The following is a 21001-nucleotide window of genomic DNA, read 5'->3' on the forward strand; positions in this document are numbered from 1 at the left end:
GTCAAAAAATAAATTAGTTACCCAATTTCAATCAATTGGCCACTTTGCGAACAACCTCGGCAATTTTTTCTGCCCAGTTTCTGGAGTCCGTTTCATCTTCGGCTTCAACCATTACCCGAAGTAACGGCTCTGTACCACTTTTGCGAAGCAATACCCGGCCGGTTTTACCCAGGGCTTGTTCCGCGGTCTGGGTCACATCCGCCACACTGGGATCATCCAGAGGATTTGTTGCATTAGCATCATAACGCACATTGATCAGTGTTTGCGGGTATTTTACAAAACCACTGCTGATCTCGTGTAAATTCATATTGGCACGCAGCATCGCGGTGATGACCTGTAATCCTGCCACCATGCCATCGCCGGTAGACGCCAGGTTCAGATTAAGGATATGCCCGGAGCTTTCGCCGCCGATGGCCCAGCCTTTTTGCTGTAGCAACTCCATAACATAACGGTCGCCCACTTTACTACGTTCAAAGGGAATAGCCAGCTCTGCCAGCGCATTTTCAAGCGCCAGATTGGTCATCAGGGTGCCGACTACACCGCCACCATTCAAGCGGCCGCTTTTAAGCGCATCACGGGCCACAATATAAAGAATCTGATCGCCGTCGATGACATTTCCAAGATGATCGACCATCATTATGCGGTCGCCGTCACCGTCCAGGGCAAAACCAAGATCGGCCTTTTCTGCCAGAACCCGTTCCACCGTGGCTTTCATACTGGTGGCGCCGACTTTATCATTGATGTTCAGGCCATCCGGAGTGGTGCCGATTTCGATAACATCAGCCCCCAGTTCGCTAAGTACATTCGGCGCAATGTGGTAAGTGGCACCATGGGCGCAGTCCACGACAATTTTTAAGCCTTTCAGAGACAAGTCTGAAGGAAAGGCACCTTTACAAAATTCAATGTAACGGCCGGCAGCATCGTTGATACGCGTTGCTTTGCCTAATTTATCTGACGCCACACACTCCATCGGCTGGTCCATCATCGCTTCAATGGCAAGCTCGATGTCATCATCAAGTTTGAAGCCATCGGCTGAGAAAAATTTAATACCGTTATCATAATAGGGATTGTGCGACGCGCTGATGACAATGCCAGCTTCAGAACGAAAGGTTTTTGTCAGATAGGCAATGGCCGGCGTTGGCATAGGACCAAGCAAACCAATATTGATACCGGCTGCTGACAAGCCAGCTTCTAAGGCGGATTCCAGCATGTAACCAGAAATGCGGGTGTCCTTACCAATCAACACCTTATTGGTACCGCGCCCGGCTAATACCTTGCCTGCAGCCCAGCCCAGCTTGGTTACAAATTCCGGATTAATGGTATTTTGGCCTACTTTTCCACGGATACCATCGGTTCCGAAATACTTACGCTCTGTCACTGTTGACTCCTGAATGATTGTTTAACTGCTAAAAATTGATTGACGATGTGTACCGCATCCACGGTTTCTGCGACATCATGTACCCGGATAATATTGGCGCCGGCCTGAGCCGCAAGTGTGGCCAGGGCCAAGCTGCCTGCCAGACGATCCTGTACGTCATTATTGAGAACTTTGCCCACCATAGACTTACGCGACATCCCAACCAGCACCGGAAAACCCAATGCCTGAATTGAAGCAAGTTGTGCCAATAGCTGGTAGTTATGTTCAACCGTTTTACCAAAGCCATAGCCGGGATCAAGTATAATATTGGCTTTGTCGATACCCGCTTCCAGACAGGCATCCACCCGGGCCTGTAAAAAATCACAGACTTCATTCACCACATTGGTGTACTGCGGCGCCTGTTGCATGGTGTCTGGTTGTCCCTGCATATGCATCAAACAAACGGGAACCGCAGCCTGCGCCGCCGCTTGCAACGCACCGGGCTCCTGTAAGGCCCGCACATCGTTGATTAGCGCCGCCCCGGCCCGGGTGGCCGCGGCCATCACCCCCGCTTTACTGGTATCAATGGATATCACCACATCCAACTGCTGATGAATCGCTTCGATGACCGGAATGACGCGTTCCAGTTCTTCAGCTTCGCTTACATAGGGGGCGCCGGGGCGGGTAGACTCGCCGCCCACATCAATAAACCGCGCGCCCTGCCTCACCATGGCTTCAGCCTGGCGCAAGGCGCGCTCGGTATCATCAAAGCGGCCACCATCTGAAAATGAGTCAGGGGTTACATTGAGTATCCCCATCACCTGGGGAACGGTGAAATCCACCGTGGAAGACTTAAAATTCATGGGAAATGGTTTTTCTCAAATTGGCTGTGACAGTTCTATCTACTATGACGGTACAGTTATTACGGTGTTCACAATACGGTGCTCATATTGCGGTGCATAGAAAAACGCCAGCATGACGCTGGCGTTTTATCAGTTTGCTGCCTTAGCCCGGCAGGTCGCCAGGTTTACCCACCGAAGGCTTATCTACCCCATCTGAGGTGATTTCCCCTTCCCGGGCAGGTTTGCCACCACTAGGCTTATCGCCACCTGAAGGTGTACGATCATCCCAATCCGAAGGCGGACGTACATCACGACGGTTCATCAGATCATCAATCTGCTTGGCATCGATGGTTTCGTACTTCATTAAAGCGTCTTTCATCGAATGAAGAATATCGATATTTTCTTTAATCAGTTTTTCAGCCCGATCATAGTTATTATCAATAATCGCTTTAATTTCAGCATCGATAGCACGGGCCGTATCATCAGACATACTGGATGCTTTTGACATCGACTTACCAAGGAATACCTCGCCTTCATCTTCGGCGTAAAGCATTGGCCCCATCTTAGTTGATAAGCCCCACTGCGTGACCATCTTACGAGCAATTTCGGTAGCGCGTTCAATGTCGTTAGACGCGCCGGTGGTGACCTTGTCATCACCGTAAATCACCTGCTCAGCAATACGGCCACCAAACAGGCTGGAAATCATACTCTCCAGGTGTTGCTTGGAATGACTGACCCGATCCTGTTCAGGCAGATACATAGTCACCCCTAACGCCCGGCCTCTTGGAATAATAGATACCTTGTATACCGGATCGTGTTCCGGTACCAGACGACCTACAATCGCGTGGCCTGCTTCGTGATAAGCGGTCATCGCTTTCTCGTCCTCAGTCATAACCATCGACTTACGCTCGGCGCCCATCATGATTTTGTCTTTGGCCTGATCAAACTCTTCCATATTCACCATGCGCTTGTTCGAGCGAGCAGCAAATAGTGCAGCTTCATTAACCAGGTTGGCCAGGTCCGCGCCGGAAAATCCGGGCGTACCACGGGCAATCAATGCAGGTTCTACATTATCGCCCAACGGCACTTTACGCATATGCACTTTAAGAATTTGTTCACGACCACGCACATCAGGTAAGCCAACGATAACCTGACGGTCGAAACGACCCGGACGCAATAATGCCGGATCCAGCACATCGGGGCGGTTCGTCGCCGCAATCACAATGATGCCTTCATGGCCTTCAAAGCCATCCATCTCGACCAGCATCTGGTTCAGGGTCTGCTCACGCTCATCATGCCCCCCCCCAGTCCGGCGCCACGCTGACGGCCTACTGCATCAATCTCGTCAATAAAGATAATGCACGGGGCTGATTTTTTTGCCTGTTCAAACATGTCGCGCACTCGTGATGCACCGACACCGACAAACATTTCAACAAAATCAGAGCCTGAAATAGTGAAGAACGGAACCTTGGCTTCACCGGCAATTGCTTTTGCCAGCAATGTTTTACCGGTTCCGGGAGGACCCACCATCAATACGCCTTTGGGAATTTTACCACCCAGCTTCTGGAATTTAGAAGGATCCCGTAGAAAATCAACCAACTCAGAAACATCTTCTTTCGCTTCATCGCAACCGGCCACATCGGCAAAAGTTGTTTTGATTTGATCTTCACCCAGTAGCCGCGCCTTGCTTTTCCCGAACGACATCGCACCACGGCCACCGCCGCCCTGCATCTGACGCATGAAGAAAATCCAGACACCAATCAGTAGCAGCATTGGGAACCAGGAGATAAAGATAGATGTTAAAATGGACGACTCTTCTGGCGGTTCGCCATAGATACGTACATCTTTAGCGGCAAGGTCTGAAATCAGCTTGTCGTCAAAATAAGGAATATAAGTGACAAAGGTTTCCCCAGAACGCTTGGTTCCGCGAATCTCCCGCGACTCGCTGTCAATGCGAACCTCACGGACATTGCCCTGATTAGCTTCTTTCAAAAAGGTGGTGTAGTCCGTCTGTGCACGTGTAGATTCACCAGGCGAAAAGCTCTGAAAAACCGACATCAATACCACAGCGATAACCAACCATAAGATTAAATTTTTTGCCATATCGCTCAATGCTACTAACCTCTAAAAAAAACCGGGTAACACGCTGGAACCGACAACCATAGCACAGCCTTGTGTACATATCTGCTGCCAGAACCGGTTAATCCGGACGAAATCGTTCCTTTATTTACTGGTTGCAAGCCTACTACACTTTGTAGCCGGTCGCCACCAGATACACTTCCCGCGAACGCGCCCGCGATGAATCGGGCTTTCGGGTTTTTATTGTTTTGAAGGAATCTTTTAATGCTTTGAAAAACTCATCAAATCCTTCGCCCTGAAATACTTTAATTATAAAGCTGCCATTCGGCTTCAACACCTGATGGCACATATCCAATGCCAATTCACACAGATACATGGACTGGGCCTGATCAGCCACATTATTGCCAGACATGTTCGGTGCCATATCAGACAATATTATGTCTACGTGGTTCCCACCTATTCTGTTCAACAATGCATTTAAAACCGCATCTTCGCGAAAGTCGCCCTGTAAGAAGTCTACCCCGGGGATTGAATCCATCTCCAGGATATCACAAGCAATAACCTGCCCCTGCTCGCCCACCAGCTCAGTCACACGCTGTGACCAGCTACCCGGGGCAGCACCAAGATCGACCACCGTCATTCCTAGCTTTATCAGGTCTTCTTTTTGCTGAATCTCATCAAGCTTGAATGCCGCACGGGAACGCAGCCCCTGCTTCTGTGCCTTTTGCACATAATGATCATTAAAATGCTCTGTGAGCCAGCGTTTGCTACTGGCTGAGTGTTTCTTTTTGGTCATTAGATCACTTTGTCATTGGGATTGAAACCAAGATGGCGTTAGAATATGGGTTTTCAAGATGCTTATGCTAATTAATTAAAGAAATTACCGTGATGAAACTTTCCAATAAACAAAAGCAATTTTTAAAAGGCCTGGCCCATTCGTTAAAACCCGTTGTGCAACTCGGGGGGAACGGTTTAACCGAAGGGGTGGTAGCAGAAATTGATAATGCTCTGAACCACCACGAGTTAATCAAGGTGAAGGTCCCGACTGACGATAAAGAAGAAAAAACGCTGATTATCGATGCCATTGTGCGTGAAACCGAAGCGGTTAAAGTGCAGGTCATTGGTCATGTCGTGGTGCTGTACCGCCCGACTGAAGAACGTAAAATTCAGTTGCCAAAACAGTAAGCTTCAACAGAGTTAAAATTCTGTTACCCCATGGTTATCTAATTATTAAATGCGTATTATCGGGTTTTTCTGATAAGCAAAAATAATTAGGATAACTATGGATGTAACTTCTATTACCGCTATTGTTACCGGCGGTTGCTCAGGCCTGGGCCTGGCTACAGCCACGGCGCTTCGTCAGGCCGGTGCCAATGTGGCATTGTTTGATATCAATGAAGCAGCCGGAGCCGAGTGCGTCAGCGAGTTGGGCAGCGATAATACCCTCTTCTGCAAGGTTGATGTGCGTGACGAGGCTCAGGTAAAGCAAGCCATCGAGCAAGTTACCCAACGCTTTGGCAATCTGCGCTTATGCATCAATTGCGCAGGTATTGCGCCTGCCTCCCGTATTCTTAACCGTGAGAGTCAGCCTACCCCGCTGGATGGTTTTCAAAACGCCATCGATATTAATCTGGTAGGTAGCTTCAATGTAGCGCGTCTTGCTGCGCAGGCAATGGCAGTACAGGCGCCGCTGGAACCAACCGGGGAGCGTGGTCTGATTATCAATACGGCCTCTATTGCCGGCTATGAAGGTCAGATTGGTCAGTGTGCTTACGCGGCCAGTAAAGGCGGTATTATTTCAATGACCTTGCCTATGGCCCGGGATTTGTCAGCCTTAGGCATACGGGTCAATACCATCGCCCCGGGGGTAATGGGTACACCTATGTTGCTGGCCATGCCAGACCATGTGCAGGATGCCCTTTCAGCCAATGTTCCATTTCCTAAACGTCTCGGTTTACCTGAAGAGTTTGCCGCGCTGGCGGTGCATATGGCGACCAATAGCTATATGAACGGCGAAACGGTGCGCTTAGACGGTGCCTTACGTATGGCGGCCAAATAGCCAAAATAATACCAGGTATTCTATCTGAGCAAACCCTTTGCTTTGTAAGCAGCCCGCCGGGCTGCTTATTCGTCGCCCCCGTTTACAATCAGAGCAATGTTATACAGCCGGTTGACCGCGTGGTAATTTATCGAGTTTTTGGGGTAGCGCCCTTTACTGTTCATGACACCCGCCTCCTGGCCCATTAATAGGGCCAGGGCTTCATCCACTGTCCTAACCGTATGTATATGAAATTGACCGCGTTTTACTGCGTCGATGACCCCACTGTTGAGCACCAGATTAATGGTGTTGGAATGAGGAATGATCACCCCTTGTTCACCGGTGAGACCACGGTGCTGACACAGGTCAAAAAAGCCTTCAATTTTTTCGTTTACGCCCCCTACCGCCTGAACTTCACCGTACTGATTGATGGACCCGGTAATGGCCATGCCCTGTGCTGCCGGAATTTCGGTAAGCGCAGAAATAAGCGCCACCAGTTCGCCCAACGAAGCACTATCACCATCAATATGTCCGTAGGATTGTTCCAGCGCGATATTGGCTGACAAGGTCAGGGGAAAATGCTGCGCATATTTATTGCCCAGATAACCGGTCAGCAACATCACCCCTTTTGAGTGTATCGGCTGCCCCAGTTCCACTTCACGTTCAATATCCACCACCCCATTGGCGCCGGCATAAACCGTAGAGGTAATCCGGGCCGGGGTTCCAAACGCAGTATCCCCCACTTCCAGCACCGTTAGCCCGTTCACTTGCCCCACCGCTTTACCGCTGGTTTCGATAAGCACATGGCCTTCTTTAATATCCTGTAACAGGGTTTGACTGACGCGGCCGGTGCGTCTTTTTTTGGCTTGCAGCGCGGTTTCGATATGCGTACTTTGCAGCTCTTTACTGTGGCTTTTAAAGCAAAAATACGCGGCTTCGCTTACCAGTTCGAGAATCTCGGCAATGTGGGCCGACAACTTCTCCCGATGCTCAGCCATGCGCAGTGAGTACTGCACCAGACGCGCCATCGCGCCACTACTGATCTGTTCCAGACCGCTGGCATGGGCGTGTTGCCTGACTTTGCCCACAAAATCAAAAATAGACTGGCGCACCATCGGAATCTCAGGATCAAAGTCCACCAGCACCCGAAACAACTGGTCAAACTCGTCATCGTAATCCTGCAGGGTATAATATAAATCCCTGGAACCCAGCAAAATGACTTTTACATTAAGCTCCATGGGCTGCGGATTTAACGTAATAGCATTGACCATCCCAAAGTCCTGCTGCGGCAGGTCCATTTTCAGCATGCCTGAGCGAATAGCCAGTTTCAGGGCTTCCCATACAAACGGCTGCTCCACCAACTGATCCGCATCCAACAACAGATAGCCGCCATTGGCCCGATGCAAGGCCCCCGGCCGAATCATCCGATAGTTGGTAAACACACTGCCATGAACATTGGTGTATTCGATGCGTCCAAACAGATTCTGATAGGTCGGGTTGGGCTCGTATATAATCGGCGCCTTAGCATCCACGCTGTGGCCCACCAGAATATTCGGCAGATACAGTTCTTCCAGATAAGCCCGGCGGTCAAGCTCATCGGGTTTGTCTTCTTTGTCATCATCAAGTAATAACTCAACAATGGTCCCGGTTAAGTGGGAACGAAGCTGGCGCAGATATTTTAAAATTGCCAGATTATTCGAATAATTGTGTTCAAGGTTCTTCAGCAACGGCCGGATCCCATTTTCCGCCGTGTCACGATTGAGTTTTCGAATCTTCTCGGAATTTTCCCGCTGCCACACCGGTAATTTGATCAGGCTTTCAGCCAGGCGGTTTTCAAGCTCATCGATAAGAGCGTAATAAAAAGTCCGCTGTTTTTCATCCAGCACCGCAAATTCCTGTTCAGTAATGGCTCTGCCATCCTGTAATGGCGCAAATGTGATCGCCCCCTGTTTTTCGAACATGGCGATGTCATTGGCATTGGCATAACGCTCTACTGCATCAATTGCCTTGTCGTAGCGAAGATCATATTCACGGGCTATGGCTGCTTTTTGCCGCTGATAGCCCGGGTTATCAAATGCCGCGGGAAACGTGGCCAACAGATCGTTTATCAACGTTTGCATATCGCGCTGGAACTGTTTGGCCTGACCGGCTTTAAACCTCAGCAGTAATGGCTCTCGCTCTTCTTCAAGATTGGCGATATAGCACCAGTCATCCGGCGCCGCGGAATTGACCGCCTCACGATCAAGATAGTCGCGAACCAGCGTAAAACGGCCGGTGGCCGGCTCCCCCATAACATACAGATTATAGCCGGTGGCCTGAATCGCCAACCCAAAGGTTAAGGCTTCCCGGGCCCGTTCCTGACCAATAAAGGTGGCGTTAAGGCATGCATCATCTTTAAGTGCCTGAGCAATTAGTCGGCGATTGAGCTTCGGGGCAAGCTGTTCAGGTTCAAGCTTAGAAGGCATTACTGCGCGTGTCATAGGTGTGTGTTATTCCGCTTTTTGGATAAGTGAAACGTGAAACGCCTACCAAGTCAATTGAGCATAACGTTGTACCGGTCGAAAAAGCATAATATGGTAGTTATTATCGAAAAATCGGATAAAAAACCATCATGATCCACATTGGCAGACTTTTAAAGCTTTCCCTTCTGCTGGGGCTAAGCGCAATTAGCTACACCAGCCATGCTAAGGTTGAAGCAATGAGTAGTCAGGGTTTTATCATTAAAAACCAACAACAGATTGAGGCCTCGGCCACCGACGTGTGGCACGCTCTGACCGGGCAGGTAGATGCCTGGTGGCCAAAGGACCACAGTTGGTGGCAAGGCAAACTGACGATTGAGGCGGTGGCCGGTGGCTGCTTTTGTGAAACGGCCGGGGGCAATTCGGCCCAGCATATGCGCATTACTTACGTTGAGCCCGGCACGTTGCTAAGAATGACCGGCGGGCTGGGCCCGTTACAGGGTCTCGGTCTGTACGGCGCATTAGACTGGCAGTTGACCGGGCAGGCGTCCCATACCATGGTCACCCTCACCTACCGGGTTCACGGTTACTACCCTGACGGCTTCGACGGTCTGGCGCCGGTGGTGGATAAGGTTCAGGGTATGCAATTGCTAACGCTGAAAAAATTTGTCGACAGCGGCGCTATTGACTAAAAAACCGGCGACCACCGATAAAATAGCGTTCAGGTGTTGTGGCTACGTTAGCCGCTGGGGTATTCTATAGGGCTTATTATCTCCACTTTCACTTTAAACGCGGAAGCCTCATTTTCATGGCCGAACAACAGTATAACCCGAAAGAAATAGAACAACAGGTTCAGCAATACTGGGCTGAAAACCAGTCTTTCAAAGCAACAGAAAATCCTGATCAGGAAAAATTTTACTGCTTGTCCATGTTCCCCTATCCCAGCGGTCGGCTGCATATGGGCCACGTACGCAACTACACCATTGGTGATGTCATCAGTCGTTTTCAGCGTATGCAGGGCAAAAATGTACTACAGCCGATGGGTTGGGATGCGTTTGGGCTACCCGCCGAAAATGCGGCGATCAATAACAAAACCGCCCCGGCAAAATGGACCTACGAAAATATTGAGTATATGAAAGATCAGCTCAATTCGTTGGGCTTTGGCTATGACTGGGATCGCGAAGTTGCCACCTGTAAGTCTGAATACTATCGCTGGGAACAATGGTTTTTTACCCGGCTTTATGAAAAAGGGCTGGTGTATAAAAAGAACTCTACCGTTAACTGGGATCCCATTGACCAAACCGTACTGGCCAATGAGCAGGTTATCGATGGTCGTGGCTGGCGCTCAGGGGCACTGGTGGAACAAAAAGAAATTCCGCAGTGGTTTATTAAAATAACCGACTACGCCGACGAACTGCTGGCCGATCTTGAAAAACTGGAGGAATGGCCGGAGCAGGTTCGGGCCATGCAGGCGAACTGGATTGGCCGTTCCGAAGGGGTGGACATCAAATTTGATTTGGCTCAGCCAGTGGCAGATATTGAACAACTGTCGGTGTACACCACCCGCCCGGATACATTTTATGGCGTCAGTTACGTGGGCGTTGCCGCCCAGCATCCGCTGGCGGCTTACGCGGCCCGCAACAATGCTCAGCTGGCCGAGTTTATTGAAGAATGCAAAAATACCAAAGTGGCCGAAGCTGAACTGGCCACCATGGAGAAAAAAGGCTGTGATACCGGCTTGTTTGCCACTCATCCGCTCACCGGTGAAAAGCTGCCCATCTGGGTCGCCAACTTTGTGCTGATGGATTATGGCTCTGGCGCGGTCATGGCGGTGCCGGGTCATGACCAGCGCGACTGGGAGTTTGCGACAAAATATCAATTGCCCATTAAACAGGTTATTCAGCCAGCCGCAGACGCGGTGAGCGAGTGTGATTTAAACCAGAGTGCCTATACCGAAAAAGGCACGCTGATAAACTCAGAAGAGTTTAATGGTCTGGACTTTGACGCGGCGTTTGCCCAAATCGCCCAAAAACTAGAGTCCATCGGCCATGGCGCCAAAAAAGTCAATTATCGCCTGCGTGACTGGGGCGTAAGCCGCCAGCGCTATTGGGGAACCCCGATTCCAATGCTGAATCTGGAAAATGGCGAGTCTGTACCTGTGCCTGCCGACCAGTTGCCGGTGGTCTTGCCAGAAGATGTGCAGATGGATGGCACTACCTCCCCGATTAAAGATAATCCGGAGTGGGCCAGCACCACTTATCAGGGCCAGCCAGCCCAGCGTGAAACCGATACATTCGACACCTTTATGGAGTCATCCTGGTATTACGCCCGTTACAGCAGTGCCCAGCATAATGATGCGATGCTGAATCCCGAGCAGGCCAACTACTGGTTGCCGGTAGACCAGTATATTGGCGGCATTGAGCACGCTATTTTGCATTTACTGTACTCACGTTTTTTCCACAAACTGTTGCGTGATGAAGGCTTAGTGGAGTCTGACGAACCGTTTAAACGGTTACTGTGTCAGGGCATGGTGCTGGCCGACTCGTATTACACTGAAGATACTAAAGGTAAAAAGACCTGGCACGCGCCGGCCGATGTTTCGGTTGAAAAAGACGACAAGGGTCGTATTGTTAAAGCCTGGCTGACGGCGACCAATGAGCCGGTTATGCATGGCGGCATGACCAAGATGTCAAAATCCAAGAACAATGGGATCGATCCTCAGCAGGTTATCGACCAGTATGGTGCCGATACGGTTCGGTTGTTTACCATGTTTGCGGCGCCACCTGAACAAACCCTTGAGTGGGTCGACTCTGGTGTTGAAGGCGCCAACCGCTTTTTACGCCGGGTCTGGAAACTGGTCCATGACCATTTGCAGTACCCTGTGGCAGAACCGGCAGACCTGAGTGCATTGTCTAAAGAACAAAAATCCCTGCGTCGTGAACTGCACCGTACTATTGACAAGGTAACCGATGATTTAGGTCGTCGACAAACCTTCAATACCGCCATTGCGGCAATTATGGAATTGCTGAATCATCTGCAAAAAGCGTCGCAGGAAACCGCCACCGACCAGGCAATTATGCGCGAAGCGGTAGAAGCCATACTGCTATTGCTCAATCCGATCACCCCGCATATCTGTCATCAGTTGTGGAGTGCACTGGGTCATCAGCAGGATATCGAAAGCGCGCCGTGGCCGGTAGTTGATAAAGCGGCCCTGGTGGAAGATGAAAAACTTATCGTGGTACAGGTAAATGGCAAAGTCAGAGCCAAGATTACGGTAAGCGCAGCTGCTGATAAAGCAGAAGTTGAAGCGCTGGCCACCGGCCATGCCAATGTTCAGCAGTTTGTTCAGGACAAAACCATTCGTAAGGTTATTGTGGTGCCCGGCAAACTGGTTAACATAGTGGCTAACTGATGAGAGCTCCATCTGCGCTGCTGGTACCCCTGCTGTGTCTGGTCCTGGCCGGGTGTGGCTTTTCACTGCGTGGCTCACAGGCACTGCCTGCTGAGCTTCAGCAGGTGGCTGTGAGTGCGGTTAAGCCTCATGCGTTGCTTAAGCGCGAGCTTAAAGCACGTCTACAGGTTTATCAGATCCCTCATATAGAAATGGAGGCACTAAAGGATAACGCTGACACCGTGGTTATTCGACTGCAACCAGAGACGCTGGAGCGGCGCTTGCTGTCGGTTTTTTCCACCGGTCAGGTGGCCGAATATGAGCTTATCTATGGCGTCACCTATCAGGTGATTTTCCCGGACAAAGATCCGTTACAGGCGTCTTTCGAGGTTTTACGCGACTACCAGGATGACCCCGACAAAGTGCTGGCAAAATCCCGGGAACTTGATTTGGTAGTGAGTGAAATGCGTCAGGAAGCAGCCGATCGCATCATTCGCCAGTTAGCCCGTCAAGCCGGCGAGCAGTAACTCAGCATGCAGGTTTATCCGAATCGTTTTCACGAACAGTTAAGCCAGGGTTTACAATCCTGTTATTTGTTGTTTGGTGATGAGCCACAACAAAAATTCAGCATGATGAACGCGGTGCGTGAGCAGGCCCGTAAACAGGGCTTTGAGGAGCGTACGGTGCTGGTCGCCGACAAAGACTTTAGCTGGAGCCAGTTGCTTGAAGCCACCCAGGCGATGTCATTGTTTTCTTCGATGATACTCATAGAACTGGAATTGCCCACCGGCAAACCTGGCACCGAAGGCAGTAAAATGCTGCAAAGTGTTGCCGAAGGATTATCCAGTGATATTCTGTTGCTGGTACATGGCCCTAAAATTGGTAAAGATGTACAAAAGGCAAAATGGTTTAAAGCACTGGATGCGATTGGTGTCCATTCCATTTGCTATGCCCTGGAAGGCCGGCAGTTACATAGCTGGATTCAGCAAACCCTCCAGCAGTTTAATGTAAAAGCTGATGCCGTTACCGTGGCTTTGATTGCCGATTTTTGTGAAGGCAACATGCTGGCAGCCCATCAGGAAATTGAAAAACTGGCGCTGGTCTATGCCGGCCAGACCGTAACTCGCGAACAGGTCGAACAAATTATTGTTGATCAGTCGCGCTTTACGGTATTTCAATTGATCGATGTGATGCTAAGTGGTGAACAGCAGCGCTGTGTAAAGATGCTGTATCGGCTGGAAAGCGAAGGTATCGAGCCAAACATTGTTATCTGGGCATTAATTCGTGAATTTCAGCTACTGTGGAAGCTAAAGACGTTGCAGGAACAAAATCAGCCAGTCAGCTGGCAACGTTTTGGTATCTGGCGCAATCGCCAGGGTTGTTATGAAAATGCACTGGCACGGCTGTCGAAGCCGGTGTTAGCTCAAATTCGCGAACAATTAAAAGATGCTGATGTGGCGTTTAAGCAAAACCAGGTGGTGCGGCCTTATGTAAAGCTATGCCATCTGTGTATGCTGTTTATGGGGGTGCCACTGACCTTACCACTAGGAGCCAGTGTGGCATGAATTCGCCAGTTTGTGTATTTGGTGGGACCTTTAACCCACCCCACCTGGGACATGTACGCGCCTGTTTGCAGGCCGCCGATGAAATAGACGTCGCTCAGGTGGGCTTGATGCCTGCAAAAGTGCCCCCACATAAGCAGACCGATGGCGTGAGCGAGCATCACCGGGTGGCGATGGTTAAACACGCCTGCGAAGCCTCTGAGCGTTTATACCCACAATTAATCGAGCTGGAATTACCCGAACCGTCTTATTCGATAAAAACATTGCAGGCACTGCGTGAGCAACACCCACACGCCCCGCTTATTTTTATTATCGGCGAAGACTCATGGCGTAATCTAACCAGCTGGCATCAGTGGCAGCAGCTTAGCCAGCTTTGTCATCTGCTGATCCTCAGACGCGCTACAACTGAGCCCCCATTGGCCTCTGAATTAGTGGCCTTTGCTGATGCGCATGGCACCGACGATGTCCAGCGGCTACATACTGAACTATCCGGATTGGTGTATTTTGCCCAAACCGGCTTACAGCCCATTTCTTCAACGCAGTTGCGAAAATGGCTGGGCGCTGAAGCATCAGCGCCAGAATCGGCCCAGGTAGATGACTGGGTATCCCAATCCGTATTACACTATATTAAAGAGAACCGACTATATGTCTGACAACCCGACCCGTGAAGGAGTCACTTTGCAGAACACCGAACTAAAGCAATTTGTTATCGATAAAATTGATGACATGAAAGGCCGCAACATTACGGAACTGGATGTTGCCGGTAAGTCCAGCATTACTGATCTGATGATTGTATGCTCAGGAAATTCAAAGCGCCATGTTACGGCTATTGCCGATAATCTGGTGGTAGAAGCCAAGCATGCCGGCATTCAGCCGTTAAGTGTGGAAGGTAAAGATACCGGCGAGTGGGTATTGGTAGATTTAGGGGAAGTTATTGTGCATGTAATGCAGGATGATACCCGTGATTTTTACCAGCTCGAAAAATTGTGGGCCTAATGCCCGATTAAGTCTGGGGACACCTGCCCGGGCAGGTGTCCCCAGTCCGTTGTTTAATTCAGGGATCATGCTTTGCGCATTCAAATAGTCGCGGTAGGCACCAAAATGCCTGGCTGGGTTGAAACCGGTACCAATGAGTTTTTGCGTCGCTTTCCCGCCGATATGCCGGTCAGCTTCACCGAAGTACCCGCGCAAAAACGTGGCAAAAATGCTGATATCAAACGCGTTTTGCAAAAAGAAGGTCAGGCTACCCTGGCGCTTATTCCTAAAGATCACCGGGTGGTAACGCTGGAAGTCACCGGCAAACCCTGGGATACGCCCGCTTTAGCGCGTCAATTGGATAACTGGAAAATGGATGGGCGTGATGTCAGTTTGCTTATTGGCGGACCTGAAGGGCTGGCCCCGGAATGTCTGGCTTTGGCTGAACAGCGCTGGTCGTTATCCCCATTGACGCTACCCCACCCCCTGGTACGCATTATCGTCACCGAAAGCCTGTATCGGGCGTGGTCAGTCACCCAAAACCATCCCTATCACCGGGAATGAGTCAGGTATGGTAAGAAAGCGCCAGCATATCCGCGATCACAGCGCCGAAGCTAATTTATTCGCCCGGCGGGCAGCGATTGCGCTGCTGATTGTCATAGGAATGCTTACGGTGGTAGTGAGCAATCTGTATATGTTGCAGGTTAGCCAGTTTGAAGATTACCAGACCCGTTCCAATGGCAATCGTATTAAGGTGGTGCCTATCGCGCCTAACCGGGGTCTCATTTACGACCGCAATGGCGTCCTGCTGGCTGAAAACCGCCCGGTGTTCAGTCTTGAAGTTATCCCCGAAAAAATTGACGATCTTGGTGCTACCTTGCAACAGCTTACCGAACTGATGCAACTTAGCGATGAAGAACTGGCCAATTTTAATAAGAACAGTAAGGGTCAGCGCCGATTTAAGCCGGTGGCCCTGCGCACACAGCTTACTGAGCAGGAAGTCGCCCGTTTTTCTGCCCAGCAACACCGGTTCCCCGGCGTTTCTATAGAAGCCCGATTGTCCCGCTATTATCCCTATGGCGATACACTTACCCATATTTTAGGATACGTGGCCAAAATCAATAAAAAAGATTTACAAAAAATAGTAGAGGCTGGCCAGGAGGCCAACTACGCGGCCACCCATGATATGGGTAAGCTGGGGATTGAAAAATATCATGAAAATAAACTGCATGGTGAAGTGGGCTATCAGCAGGTAGAGGTCAATAGCCAGGGGCGTATTATCCGCACCCTGCATGTCGACCCTCCCACACCGGGCAAAGATATCGTGCTCAATATTGATTTGCAGCTGCAAATGGCGGTGCAAAAAACCCTGAAAGAGCAGCGTGGTACCGTGGTGGTATCCGACCCACGCACCGGCGGGATGCTGGCAATGTATTCCAATCCCAGTTATGACCCCAACCTGTTTGTTCATGGTATTAGCCGAAAAAATTATAGCGCCCTGCTGAACTCGCCCGACCGTCCGCTGATTAACCGGGCCACCCAGGGCCAATACCCGCCGGCTTCGACCATTAAGCCGCATCTGGCACTGCTGGGACTAGACACAGATACCATCACCACCAGCTACACCATCAATGATACCGGGCGCTTCCGGCTGCCTAATGTGTCCCATGTCTGGCGTGACTGGAAACGTTGGGGTCATGGCAAGGTCGATGTGAGCAAAGCCATCGAAGTATCCTGCGATACCTATTATTATGATCTGGCCTATAAGCTGGGCATCGATAAAATCAGTGCTGCCATGAGCGAATTCGGGTTTGGGGATTACACCGGTATTGATTTGTATGAAGAGTCTGATGGCAATATGCCCAGCCGGGGCTGGAAGCGTGCCCGTTTCAATCAGCCATGGTATATCGGCGATACCATCCCGGTAGGAATCGGACAAAGCTTCTGGACAGCCACCCCGGTGCAGCTCAATCAGTCTATCAACACCTTAATCAATCATGGCAAGCGCTTTGTTCCGCAGATAATGCGGGGCTATATGCAGGACCACGGCAACATTGATTTAGAGCCTTTGAAAACCTTACGCCCCTATGAAGTTAAAGAAGAAAAGAACTGGGATATTGTGCTGGATGCCATGTGGAAGGTCGTCAATGGCGAAGAAGGTACCGCCCGTCATGCCTTTGAAGATGTGGGCTATGTCTCGGCGGGTAAAACCGGCACCGCACAGCTGTTCTCGGTGGGCCAGAATGAGTCCTACAATGCCGATGAAGTGGCCGAGCACCTGCGCGATAATGCTATGTATGTCGGTTTTGCCCCTTACGACGACCCCCAGGTCTCGGTGACCGTTGTTATTGAAAATGCCGGCGGGGGGAGTTCTAATGCGGCGCCGGTGGCCCGCCAGGTAATGGATTTTTATTTTGATCAGGTGGCAGGCGGCCTGACCACCGTTGAAAGTCAGGAGGCGTTGTGAAGTCGGCCAATAGCACCATGAGCGCCCACAAAATCACGTGGCTGGAACGGTTTCATATTGATGCCATCTTGTTACTGGGGCTGATTACCCTTACCGGGGTCGGGCTGGTGACCCTGTATTCTGCTGCCGGACAGGACGTTGGCCAGATAGAAGGACAGCTACGCCGTTTAGGGGTGAGTTTTCTGGTAATGCTGGTACTGGCCCAATTCCCTATTATGTTTATCCGAAGATTATCCCCCATCAGTTTTTTGATTGGCGTGATGATGCTGTTGGCGGTCATTTTCTTCGGAGATATGGGTAAAGGGGCGCAGCGCTGGCTGGACTTGCAGTTTATCCGGTTTCAGCCTTCTGAGATGATGAAACTGGCGGTCCCCATGATGGTGGCCTGGTATATCAGTAAATACACGCTGCCGCCTCGCACCGTGCATGTGGCCACGGCATTCGCCCTGGTGGTGGTGCCTACTATTCTTATTGCCAGACAACCCGATTTAGGCACCTCCCTGCTGGTCGCCAGTTCCGGTATTTTTGCTATTTTTCTGGCCGGTATGAGCTGGCGTCTGATTATTATCGTGGCCGGCATGGTGGGCGCCTTTTTGCCGGTCATGTGGTTTTTTCTGATGAAAGAATATCAAAAGCAGCGGGTATTGACATTTTTGAACCCGGAAAGCGATCCGCTAGGCTCTGGCTATCACATTATTCAGTCAAAAATTGCCATTGGCTCGGGCGGTCTTGAAGGCAAAGGCTGGTTACAGGGCACCCAGTCCCAGCTGGAATTTTTGCCGGAACGCCACACCGACTTTATCTTCGCGGTATTTAGCGAAGAATTCGGGCTCATTGGGGTTCTGGGGTTGCTGGCCATTTATATCTTTATTATTTGCCGGGGTCTGATGATTGCCAATCAGGCCCAGGATCCCTACAGCAAGTTGCTCGCCGGCAGTATTACCCTGACCTTCTTTGTGTATGTGTTTGTAAATATGGGCATGGTATCAGGCCTGTTACCGGTAGTAGGCGTGCCTTTACCCCTGGTAAGCTTTGGCGGCTCATCGATGGTGACTTTGATGGCCGGGTTTGGCATGCTTATGCGTATTGCCACCCAACAACGCTTTTTAACCCGATGATGTCATTCTCTGTTTTCAAAGCACTGCTGTTTATACTGGCGGTTTTTCTGCTGAGTGCCTGTCAGGCGCCCAGCGGCCGTTATGCGCAGCATCAGGATTCGGCGCCCACTTTTGAATACGGCGCCTATGATTTAACCGATGCGGTCCCCCGCTACGAACCTTACCGTAGTTTTAATAGCCGCCCTTATGAAGTGCTGGGTAAACGGTATATTCCTATGCAAACCGGCAAAGGCTTCGAGCAGGAAGGGTATGCCTCCTGGTATGGTCAGAAGTTTCACGGGCATTTAACCTCAAATGGCGAAACCTATGACATGTTTGCCATGACGGCCGCCCATAAAACCCTGCCTCTTCCAAGTTTTGTACGCGTGACCAATCTGGCAAACAACCAATCGGCTATCGTCCGGGTCAATGACCGCGGGCCGTTTCATTCGAACCGGATTATTGATTTGTCCTACGCCGCTGCTCATAAACTTGGTTATCAGCAACATGGTACGGCCAGGGTCAAACTGGAAGTCATTCATTTTGATAAAGACAATAATGTTACCGTGGGTAAGCAGCCCACCATCAGTTATGCCCAATACGCCGGCCGCAGGTCTGGCGCGCAGCCCTCCGCTAGCGGTACGTCTGTGGCCCGCGAGAACAGCACTGCGGCTCAGGGGCCAGTAAGCAACGCGCCTGACGGCGTAGCAACCCCGGCAGATAAATCGGTATTTATTCAGGTGGCAGCACTCAGTAATCTTGAAAAAGCGCAGTCCGTTTCAACCGTGCTGGCCGCGTTGTACCAGGTTCCCACCCAGATTCCACTGATAAACAATATTTATAAACTGCGGCTGGGGCCTCTAAAAGACAGATTTCAGGCGCAAATGCTGCTCGAAGAGCTTAAGAGTAACGGCTATCCCAACGCCTATACCGTTGAGGCGCAGTTATAAACGGCCTGGCAGCGGCAACTATAGGGCACATAAAGAGCAAATTCAGGGCTTTGTCTGGCAAAACGTGTTTTTCATGGCAAACCTGTTAAACTTTTGTGCGCAAACCTAGTCCTCCCGCGGGGCATACGATACACTTTGTCAAAAGCTCCTGTAAGTAACAACAACACGGTAACTAAGATCAATCATGTATAATAATAGTAAACGCGCTAAGCCTTCAGCCAGTGTCCGATTTATGGCCTTTATGACCCTGCTACTATCGGTTTTTTGTCTGTCAGCGAATGCCGCCGTCGTCACTCCACCGCCACCCAATGTTGATGGTGAAGGGTTTGTATTGATGGATTATGACACCGGTCATGTCATTGCCTCGAAAAATGCAGATATGCAAATCTTTCCAGCCAGTCTGACCAAGATGATGACCACCTATGTCATCGGAAAAGAGCTGGAAGCCGGCAATATCAGTATGGATGATGAAGTCACCATTTCTGAAAATGCCTGGGCCAAAAAATTTCCTGACTCGTCAAAGATGTTTATCGAAGTGGGCACCCAGGTCAAAGTAGCCGACTTGATCCGCGGCATCATCATTCAGTCAGGCAACGATGCCTGTGTAGCAATGGCCGAGCATGTGGCAGGCTCAGAAGATGCGTTTGCCAGCATGATGAATGCCCATGCGCAGTCATTGGGAATGACCGGCTCGCATTTTGTGAACAGCCACGGTCTGCACGATCCGGAGCATTATGTTACGCCCTCAGACATGGCCATTTTATCCCGCGCACTGGTTTCTGAAACCCGCGAAATTTACGATATCTACAGTGAAAAAGAGTTTACTTACAACGGTATCAAACAATACAACCGTAACAGCCTGCTGTGGGACAAAAGCTTAAATGTAGATGGCATCAAAACCGGCCATACTTCTGATGCTGGCTATAGCCTTATCACGTCGGCAGAACAAGGTGGTATGCGGTTGGTGGCGGTCGTCATGGGCACCGACAGCGAGCGCTCACGCAAAGTTGAAAACAAAAAGCTGCTTCGTTATGGCTTTCGTTTCTATGAAACCGTAACGCCTTATGAAGCCGGCGAAAGTTTTGTGGCGCACCGTATTTATATGGGCGACCGTGATACTGTAGATTTAGGCATCAATCAGGCAACGCCGATTACTATCCCTCGTGGTCAGGCCGAAAATCTTGAAGCCAACTTTGAACTGGACAAAAAACTGGAAGCCCCCTTAGCCAAAGGCGAAGTGGTGGGAACGCTTTATATTCAGCTTGAAGGTAAAGATGTCGCCGAATATCCCCTGGTCACTTTGCAGGAAGTGAACGAAGGCAGTTTGGTAGATCGCGTCTGGGATTGGGCTATGTTGCAGATTGGCTGGGAAGAGTAAGCCAGATAAAACACATTAAAACCTAGTTCTAAGGCGGCCAGATTTGTTACAATCTGGCCGTTTTTTATTTGCAGTCAAGGATATCGCATGGATACCCGTTTTGATGAACTACTTGAATTCCCTACCTATCAGACATTTAAGGTAATGGGCGTAGCAGACGATGAGTTGCCTAATCAGGTTATTGCGTGTTTGCAACAACATGCTCCAGGGGATTACAGCCCTACTGTAAAGCCTAGCAGTAAAGGCAATTATCATTCTGTGTCAGTGAGTGTTAAGGTAACCAGCAAAGCGCATATGGAAACCATTTACACCGAACTGGCCGAGCTTGAATTGGTAAGGGTCGTACTATAAGTGGCTACTGAGCTTCCCTCTTTGGTGGTTCGGCAACTTGGCCGCCAGCCTTATA

18 protein-coding genes and 1 pseudogene are annotated in these 21001 nt (G+C 50.3%); 14 read left to right on the plus strand and 5 right to left on the minus strand.

Annotated elements, in window-relative coordinates; genetic code table 11:
* Positions 1 to 31 precede the first annotated feature (31 nt).
* From glmM to rlmE, 4 genes and pseudogenes are all read right to left on the minus strand, one after another.
* A complete protein-coding gene (gene glmM / locus IT774_RS08900) occupies positions 32 to 1378 on the minus strand; it encodes a phosphoglucosamine mutase (RefSeq protein ID WP_195809484.1) in 1347 nt (448 codons plus the stop codon).
* Entirely contained in the window at positions 1375 to 2220 is an 846-nt protein-coding gene (gene folP / locus IT774_RS08905; protein WP_195809485.1) for a dihydropteroate synthase, read from the minus strand. Before folP ends, glmM begins: the two co-directional genes overlap by 4 nt.
* A 142-nt stretch (positions 2221 to 2362) precedes the next feature.
* A pseudogene (gene ftsH, locus IT774_RS08910) lies at positions 2363 to 4311 on the minus strand (ATP-dependent zinc metalloprotease FtsH).
* Positions 4312 to 4444: 133 nt separating this feature from the next.
* Complete coding sequence (gene rlmE, locus IT774_RS08915; protein WP_195809486.1) at positions 4445 to 5074, minus strand: 23S rRNA (uridine(2552)-2'-O)-methyltransferase RlmE; 630 nt, start codon at positions 5072 to 5074, stop codon at positions 4445 to 4447.
* A gap of 92 nt (positions 5075 to 5166) precedes the next feature.
* Between rlmE and yhbY the strand changes: the two genes are divergently transcribed.
* Both yhbY and IT774_RS08925 read left to right on the plus strand, forming a co-directional pair.
* Positions 5167 to 5463 (plus strand): ribosome assembly RNA-binding protein YhbY, encoded by a 297-nt coding sequence (gene yhbY / locus IT774_RS08920; RefSeq protein WP_195809487.1) that lies wholly within the window; start codon positions 5167 to 5169, stop codon positions 5461 to 5463.
* A gap of 97 nt (positions 5464 to 5560) precedes the next feature.
* Positions 5561 to 6337, plus strand: a complete 777-nt coding sequence (locus tag IT774_RS08925; protein ID WP_195809488.1) for an SDR family NAD(P)-dependent oxidoreductase — start codon at positions 5561 to 5563, stop codon at positions 6335 to 6337.
* Between the two features lie 65 nt (positions 6338 to 6402).
* Here the strand turns inward: IT774_RS08925 and IT774_RS08930 are convergent, their stop codons facing one another.
* Positions 6403 to 8796 (minus strand): Lon protease family protein, encoded by a 2394-nt coding sequence (locus IT774_RS08930; protein ID WP_232364937.1) that lies wholly within the window; start codon positions 8794 to 8796, stop codon positions 6403 to 6405.
* A 218-nt stretch (positions 8797 to 9014) separates the two neighbouring features.
* Between IT774_RS08930 and IT774_RS08935 the strand changes: the two genes are divergently transcribed.
* The 12 genes from IT774_RS08935 (at position 9015) to ybeD (ending at position 20946) form a co-directional block, all read left to right on the plus strand.
* On the plus strand, positions 9015 to 9467 hold the full coding sequence (locus IT774_RS08935; protein WP_232364938.1) for an SRPBCC family protein: 453 nt from the start codon (positions 9015 to 9017) through the stop codon (positions 9465 to 9467).
* A 116-nt stretch (positions 9468 to 9583) separates the two neighbouring features.
* A complete protein-coding gene (gene leuS, locus IT774_RS08940; protein ID WP_195809490.1) occupies positions 9584 to 12187 on the plus strand; it encodes a leucine--tRNA ligase in 2604 nt (867 codons plus the stop codon).
* Positions 12187 to 12693: an LPS-assembly lipoprotein LptE gene (locus IT774_RS08945; protein WP_195809491.1), complete on the plus strand. Its 507-nt coding sequence runs from the start codon at positions 12187 to 12189 to the stop codon at positions 12691 to 12693. Before leuS ends, IT774_RS08945 begins: the two co-directional genes overlap by 1 nt.
* A gap of 6 nt (positions 12694 to 12699) precedes the next feature.
* Entirely contained in the window at positions 12700 to 13731 is a 1032-nt protein-coding gene (holA, locus tag IT774_RS08950; RefSeq protein ID WP_195809492.1) for a DNA polymerase III subunit delta, read from the plus strand.
* Positions 13728 to 14381 carry a nicotinate (nicotinamide) nucleotide adenylyltransferase gene (gene nadD / locus IT774_RS08955; protein WP_195809493.1) on the plus strand — a complete coding sequence of 218 codons (654 nt, stop codon included), beginning with the start codon at positions 13728 to 13730 and terminating at the stop codon, positions 14379 to 14381. Before holA ends, nadD begins: the two co-directional genes overlap by 4 nt.
* A complete protein-coding gene (rsfS, locus tag IT774_RS08960) occupies positions 14374 to 14724 on the plus strand; it encodes a ribosome silencing factor (protein ID WP_408641182.1) in 351 nt (116 codons plus the stop codon). The genes nadD and rsfS overlap by 8 nt, the downstream gene beginning before the upstream one ends.
* Before the next feature lie 72 nt (positions 14725 to 14796).
* Positions 14797 to 15267 (plus strand): 23S rRNA (pseudouridine(1915)-N(3))-methyltransferase RlmH, encoded by a 471-nt coding sequence (gene rlmH / locus IT774_RS08965; RefSeq protein ID WP_195809494.1) that lies wholly within the window; start codon positions 14797 to 14799, stop codon positions 15265 to 15267.
* Positions 15268 to 15274: 7 nt separating this feature from the next.
* A complete protein-coding gene (gene mrdA / locus IT774_RS08970) occupies positions 15275 to 17170 on the plus strand; it encodes a penicillin-binding protein 2 (protein ID WP_195809495.1) in 1896 nt (631 codons plus the stop codon).
* 17 nt (positions 17171 to 17187) lie between these two features.
* On the plus strand, positions 17188 to 18288 hold the full coding sequence (gene rodA, locus IT774_RS08975; protein WP_195812250.1) for a rod shape-determining protein RodA: 1101 nt from the start codon (positions 17188 to 17190) through the stop codon (positions 18286 to 18288).
* Positions 18288 to 19217 carry a septal ring lytic transglycosylase RlpA family protein gene (locus IT774_RS08980; protein WP_195812251.1) on the plus strand — a complete coding sequence of 310 codons (930 nt, stop codon included), beginning with the start codon at positions 18288 to 18290 and terminating at the stop codon, positions 19215 to 19217. Before rodA ends, IT774_RS08980 begins: the two co-directional genes overlap by 1 nt.
* A gap of 184 nt (positions 19218 to 19401) precedes the next feature.
* The gene (locus tag IT774_RS08985; protein WP_195809496.1) at positions 19402 to 20595 is read left to right on the plus strand and encodes a D-alanyl-D-alanine carboxypeptidase family protein; all 1194 of its coding nucleotides are present in this window, start codon (positions 19402 to 19404) and stop codon (positions 20593 to 20595) included.
* A gap of 87 nt (positions 20596 to 20682) precedes the next feature.
* Complete coding sequence (gene ybeD, locus IT774_RS08990; protein WP_195809497.1) at positions 20683 to 20946, plus strand: DUF493 family protein YbeD; 264 nt, start codon at positions 20683 to 20685, stop codon at positions 20944 to 20946.
* Positions 20947 to 21001: the final 55 nt, after the last annotated feature.

Source organism: Salinimonas marina (genome assembly GCF_015644725.1).
Classification (GTDB): Bacteria; Pseudomonadota; Gammaproteobacteria; order Enterobacterales; family Alteromonadaceae; genus Alteromonas.

What these genes read in the sequence shown, in the direction of transcription:
- rodA (WP_195812250.1), top strand. Translation starts at nt 17,188, where the DNA reads ATGAGCGCCCACAAAATCACGTGGCTGGAACGGTTTCATATTGATGCC.
- IT774_RS08985 (WP_195809496.1), top strand. Translation starts at nt 19,402, where the DNA reads ATGTATAATAATAGTAAACGCGCTAAGCCTTCAGCCAGTGTCCGATTT.
- rsfS (WP_408641182.1), top strand. Translation starts at nt 14,374, where the DNA reads ATGTCTGACAACCCGACCCGTGAAGGAGTCACTTTGCAGAACACCGAA.
- mrdA (WP_195809495.1), top strand. Translation starts at nt 15,275, where the DNA reads ATGGTAAGAAAGCGCCAGCATATCCGCGATCACAGCGCCGAAGCTAAT.
- rlmE (WP_195809486.1), bottom strand. Translation starts at nt 5,074, where the DNA reads ATGACCAAAAAGAAACACTCAGCCAGTAGCAAACGCTGGCTCACAGAG.
- nadD (WP_195809493.1), top strand. Translation starts at nt 13,728, where the DNA reads ATGAATTCGCCAGTTTGTGTATTTGGTGGGACCTTTAACCCACCCCAC.
- IT774_RS08980 (WP_195812251.1), top strand. Translation starts at nt 18,288, where the DNA reads ATGTCATTCTCTGTTTTCAAAGCACTGCTGTTTATACTGGCGGTTTTT.
- folP (WP_195809485.1), bottom strand. Translation starts at nt 2,220, where the DNA reads ATGAATTTTAAGTCTTCCACGGTGGATTTCACCGTTCCCCAGGTGATG.
- leuS (WP_195809490.1), top strand. Translation starts at nt 9,584, where the DNA reads ATGGCCGAACAACAGTATAACCCGAAAGAAATAGAACAACAGGTTCAG.
- IT774_RS08945 (WP_195809491.1), top strand. Translation starts at nt 12,187, where the DNA reads ATGAGAGCTCCATCTGCGCTGCTGGTACCCCTGCTGTGTCTGGTCCTG.
- IT774_RS08925 (WP_195809488.1), top strand. Translation starts at nt 5,561, where the DNA reads ATGGATGTAACTTCTATTACCGCTATTGTTACCGGCGGTTGCTCAGGC.
- ybeD (WP_195809497.1), top strand. Translation starts at nt 20,683, where the DNA reads ATGGATACCCGTTTTGATGAACTACTTGAATTCCCTACCTATCAGACA.
- holA (WP_195809492.1), top strand. Translation starts at nt 12,700, where the DNA reads ATGCAGGTTTATCCGAATCGTTTTCACGAACAGTTAAGCCAGGGTTTA.
- yhbY (WP_195809487.1), top strand. Translation starts at nt 5,167, where the DNA reads ATGAAACTTTCCAATAAACAAAAGCAATTTTTAAAAGGCCTGGCCCAT.
- IT774_RS08930 (WP_232364937.1), bottom strand. Translation starts at nt 8,796, where the DNA reads ATGACACGCGCAGTAATGCCTTCTAAGCTTGAACCTGAACAGCTTGCC.
- IT774_RS08935 (WP_232364938.1), top strand. Translation starts at nt 9,015, where the DNA reads ATGAGTAGTCAGGGTTTTATCATTAAAAACCAACAACAGATTGAGGCC.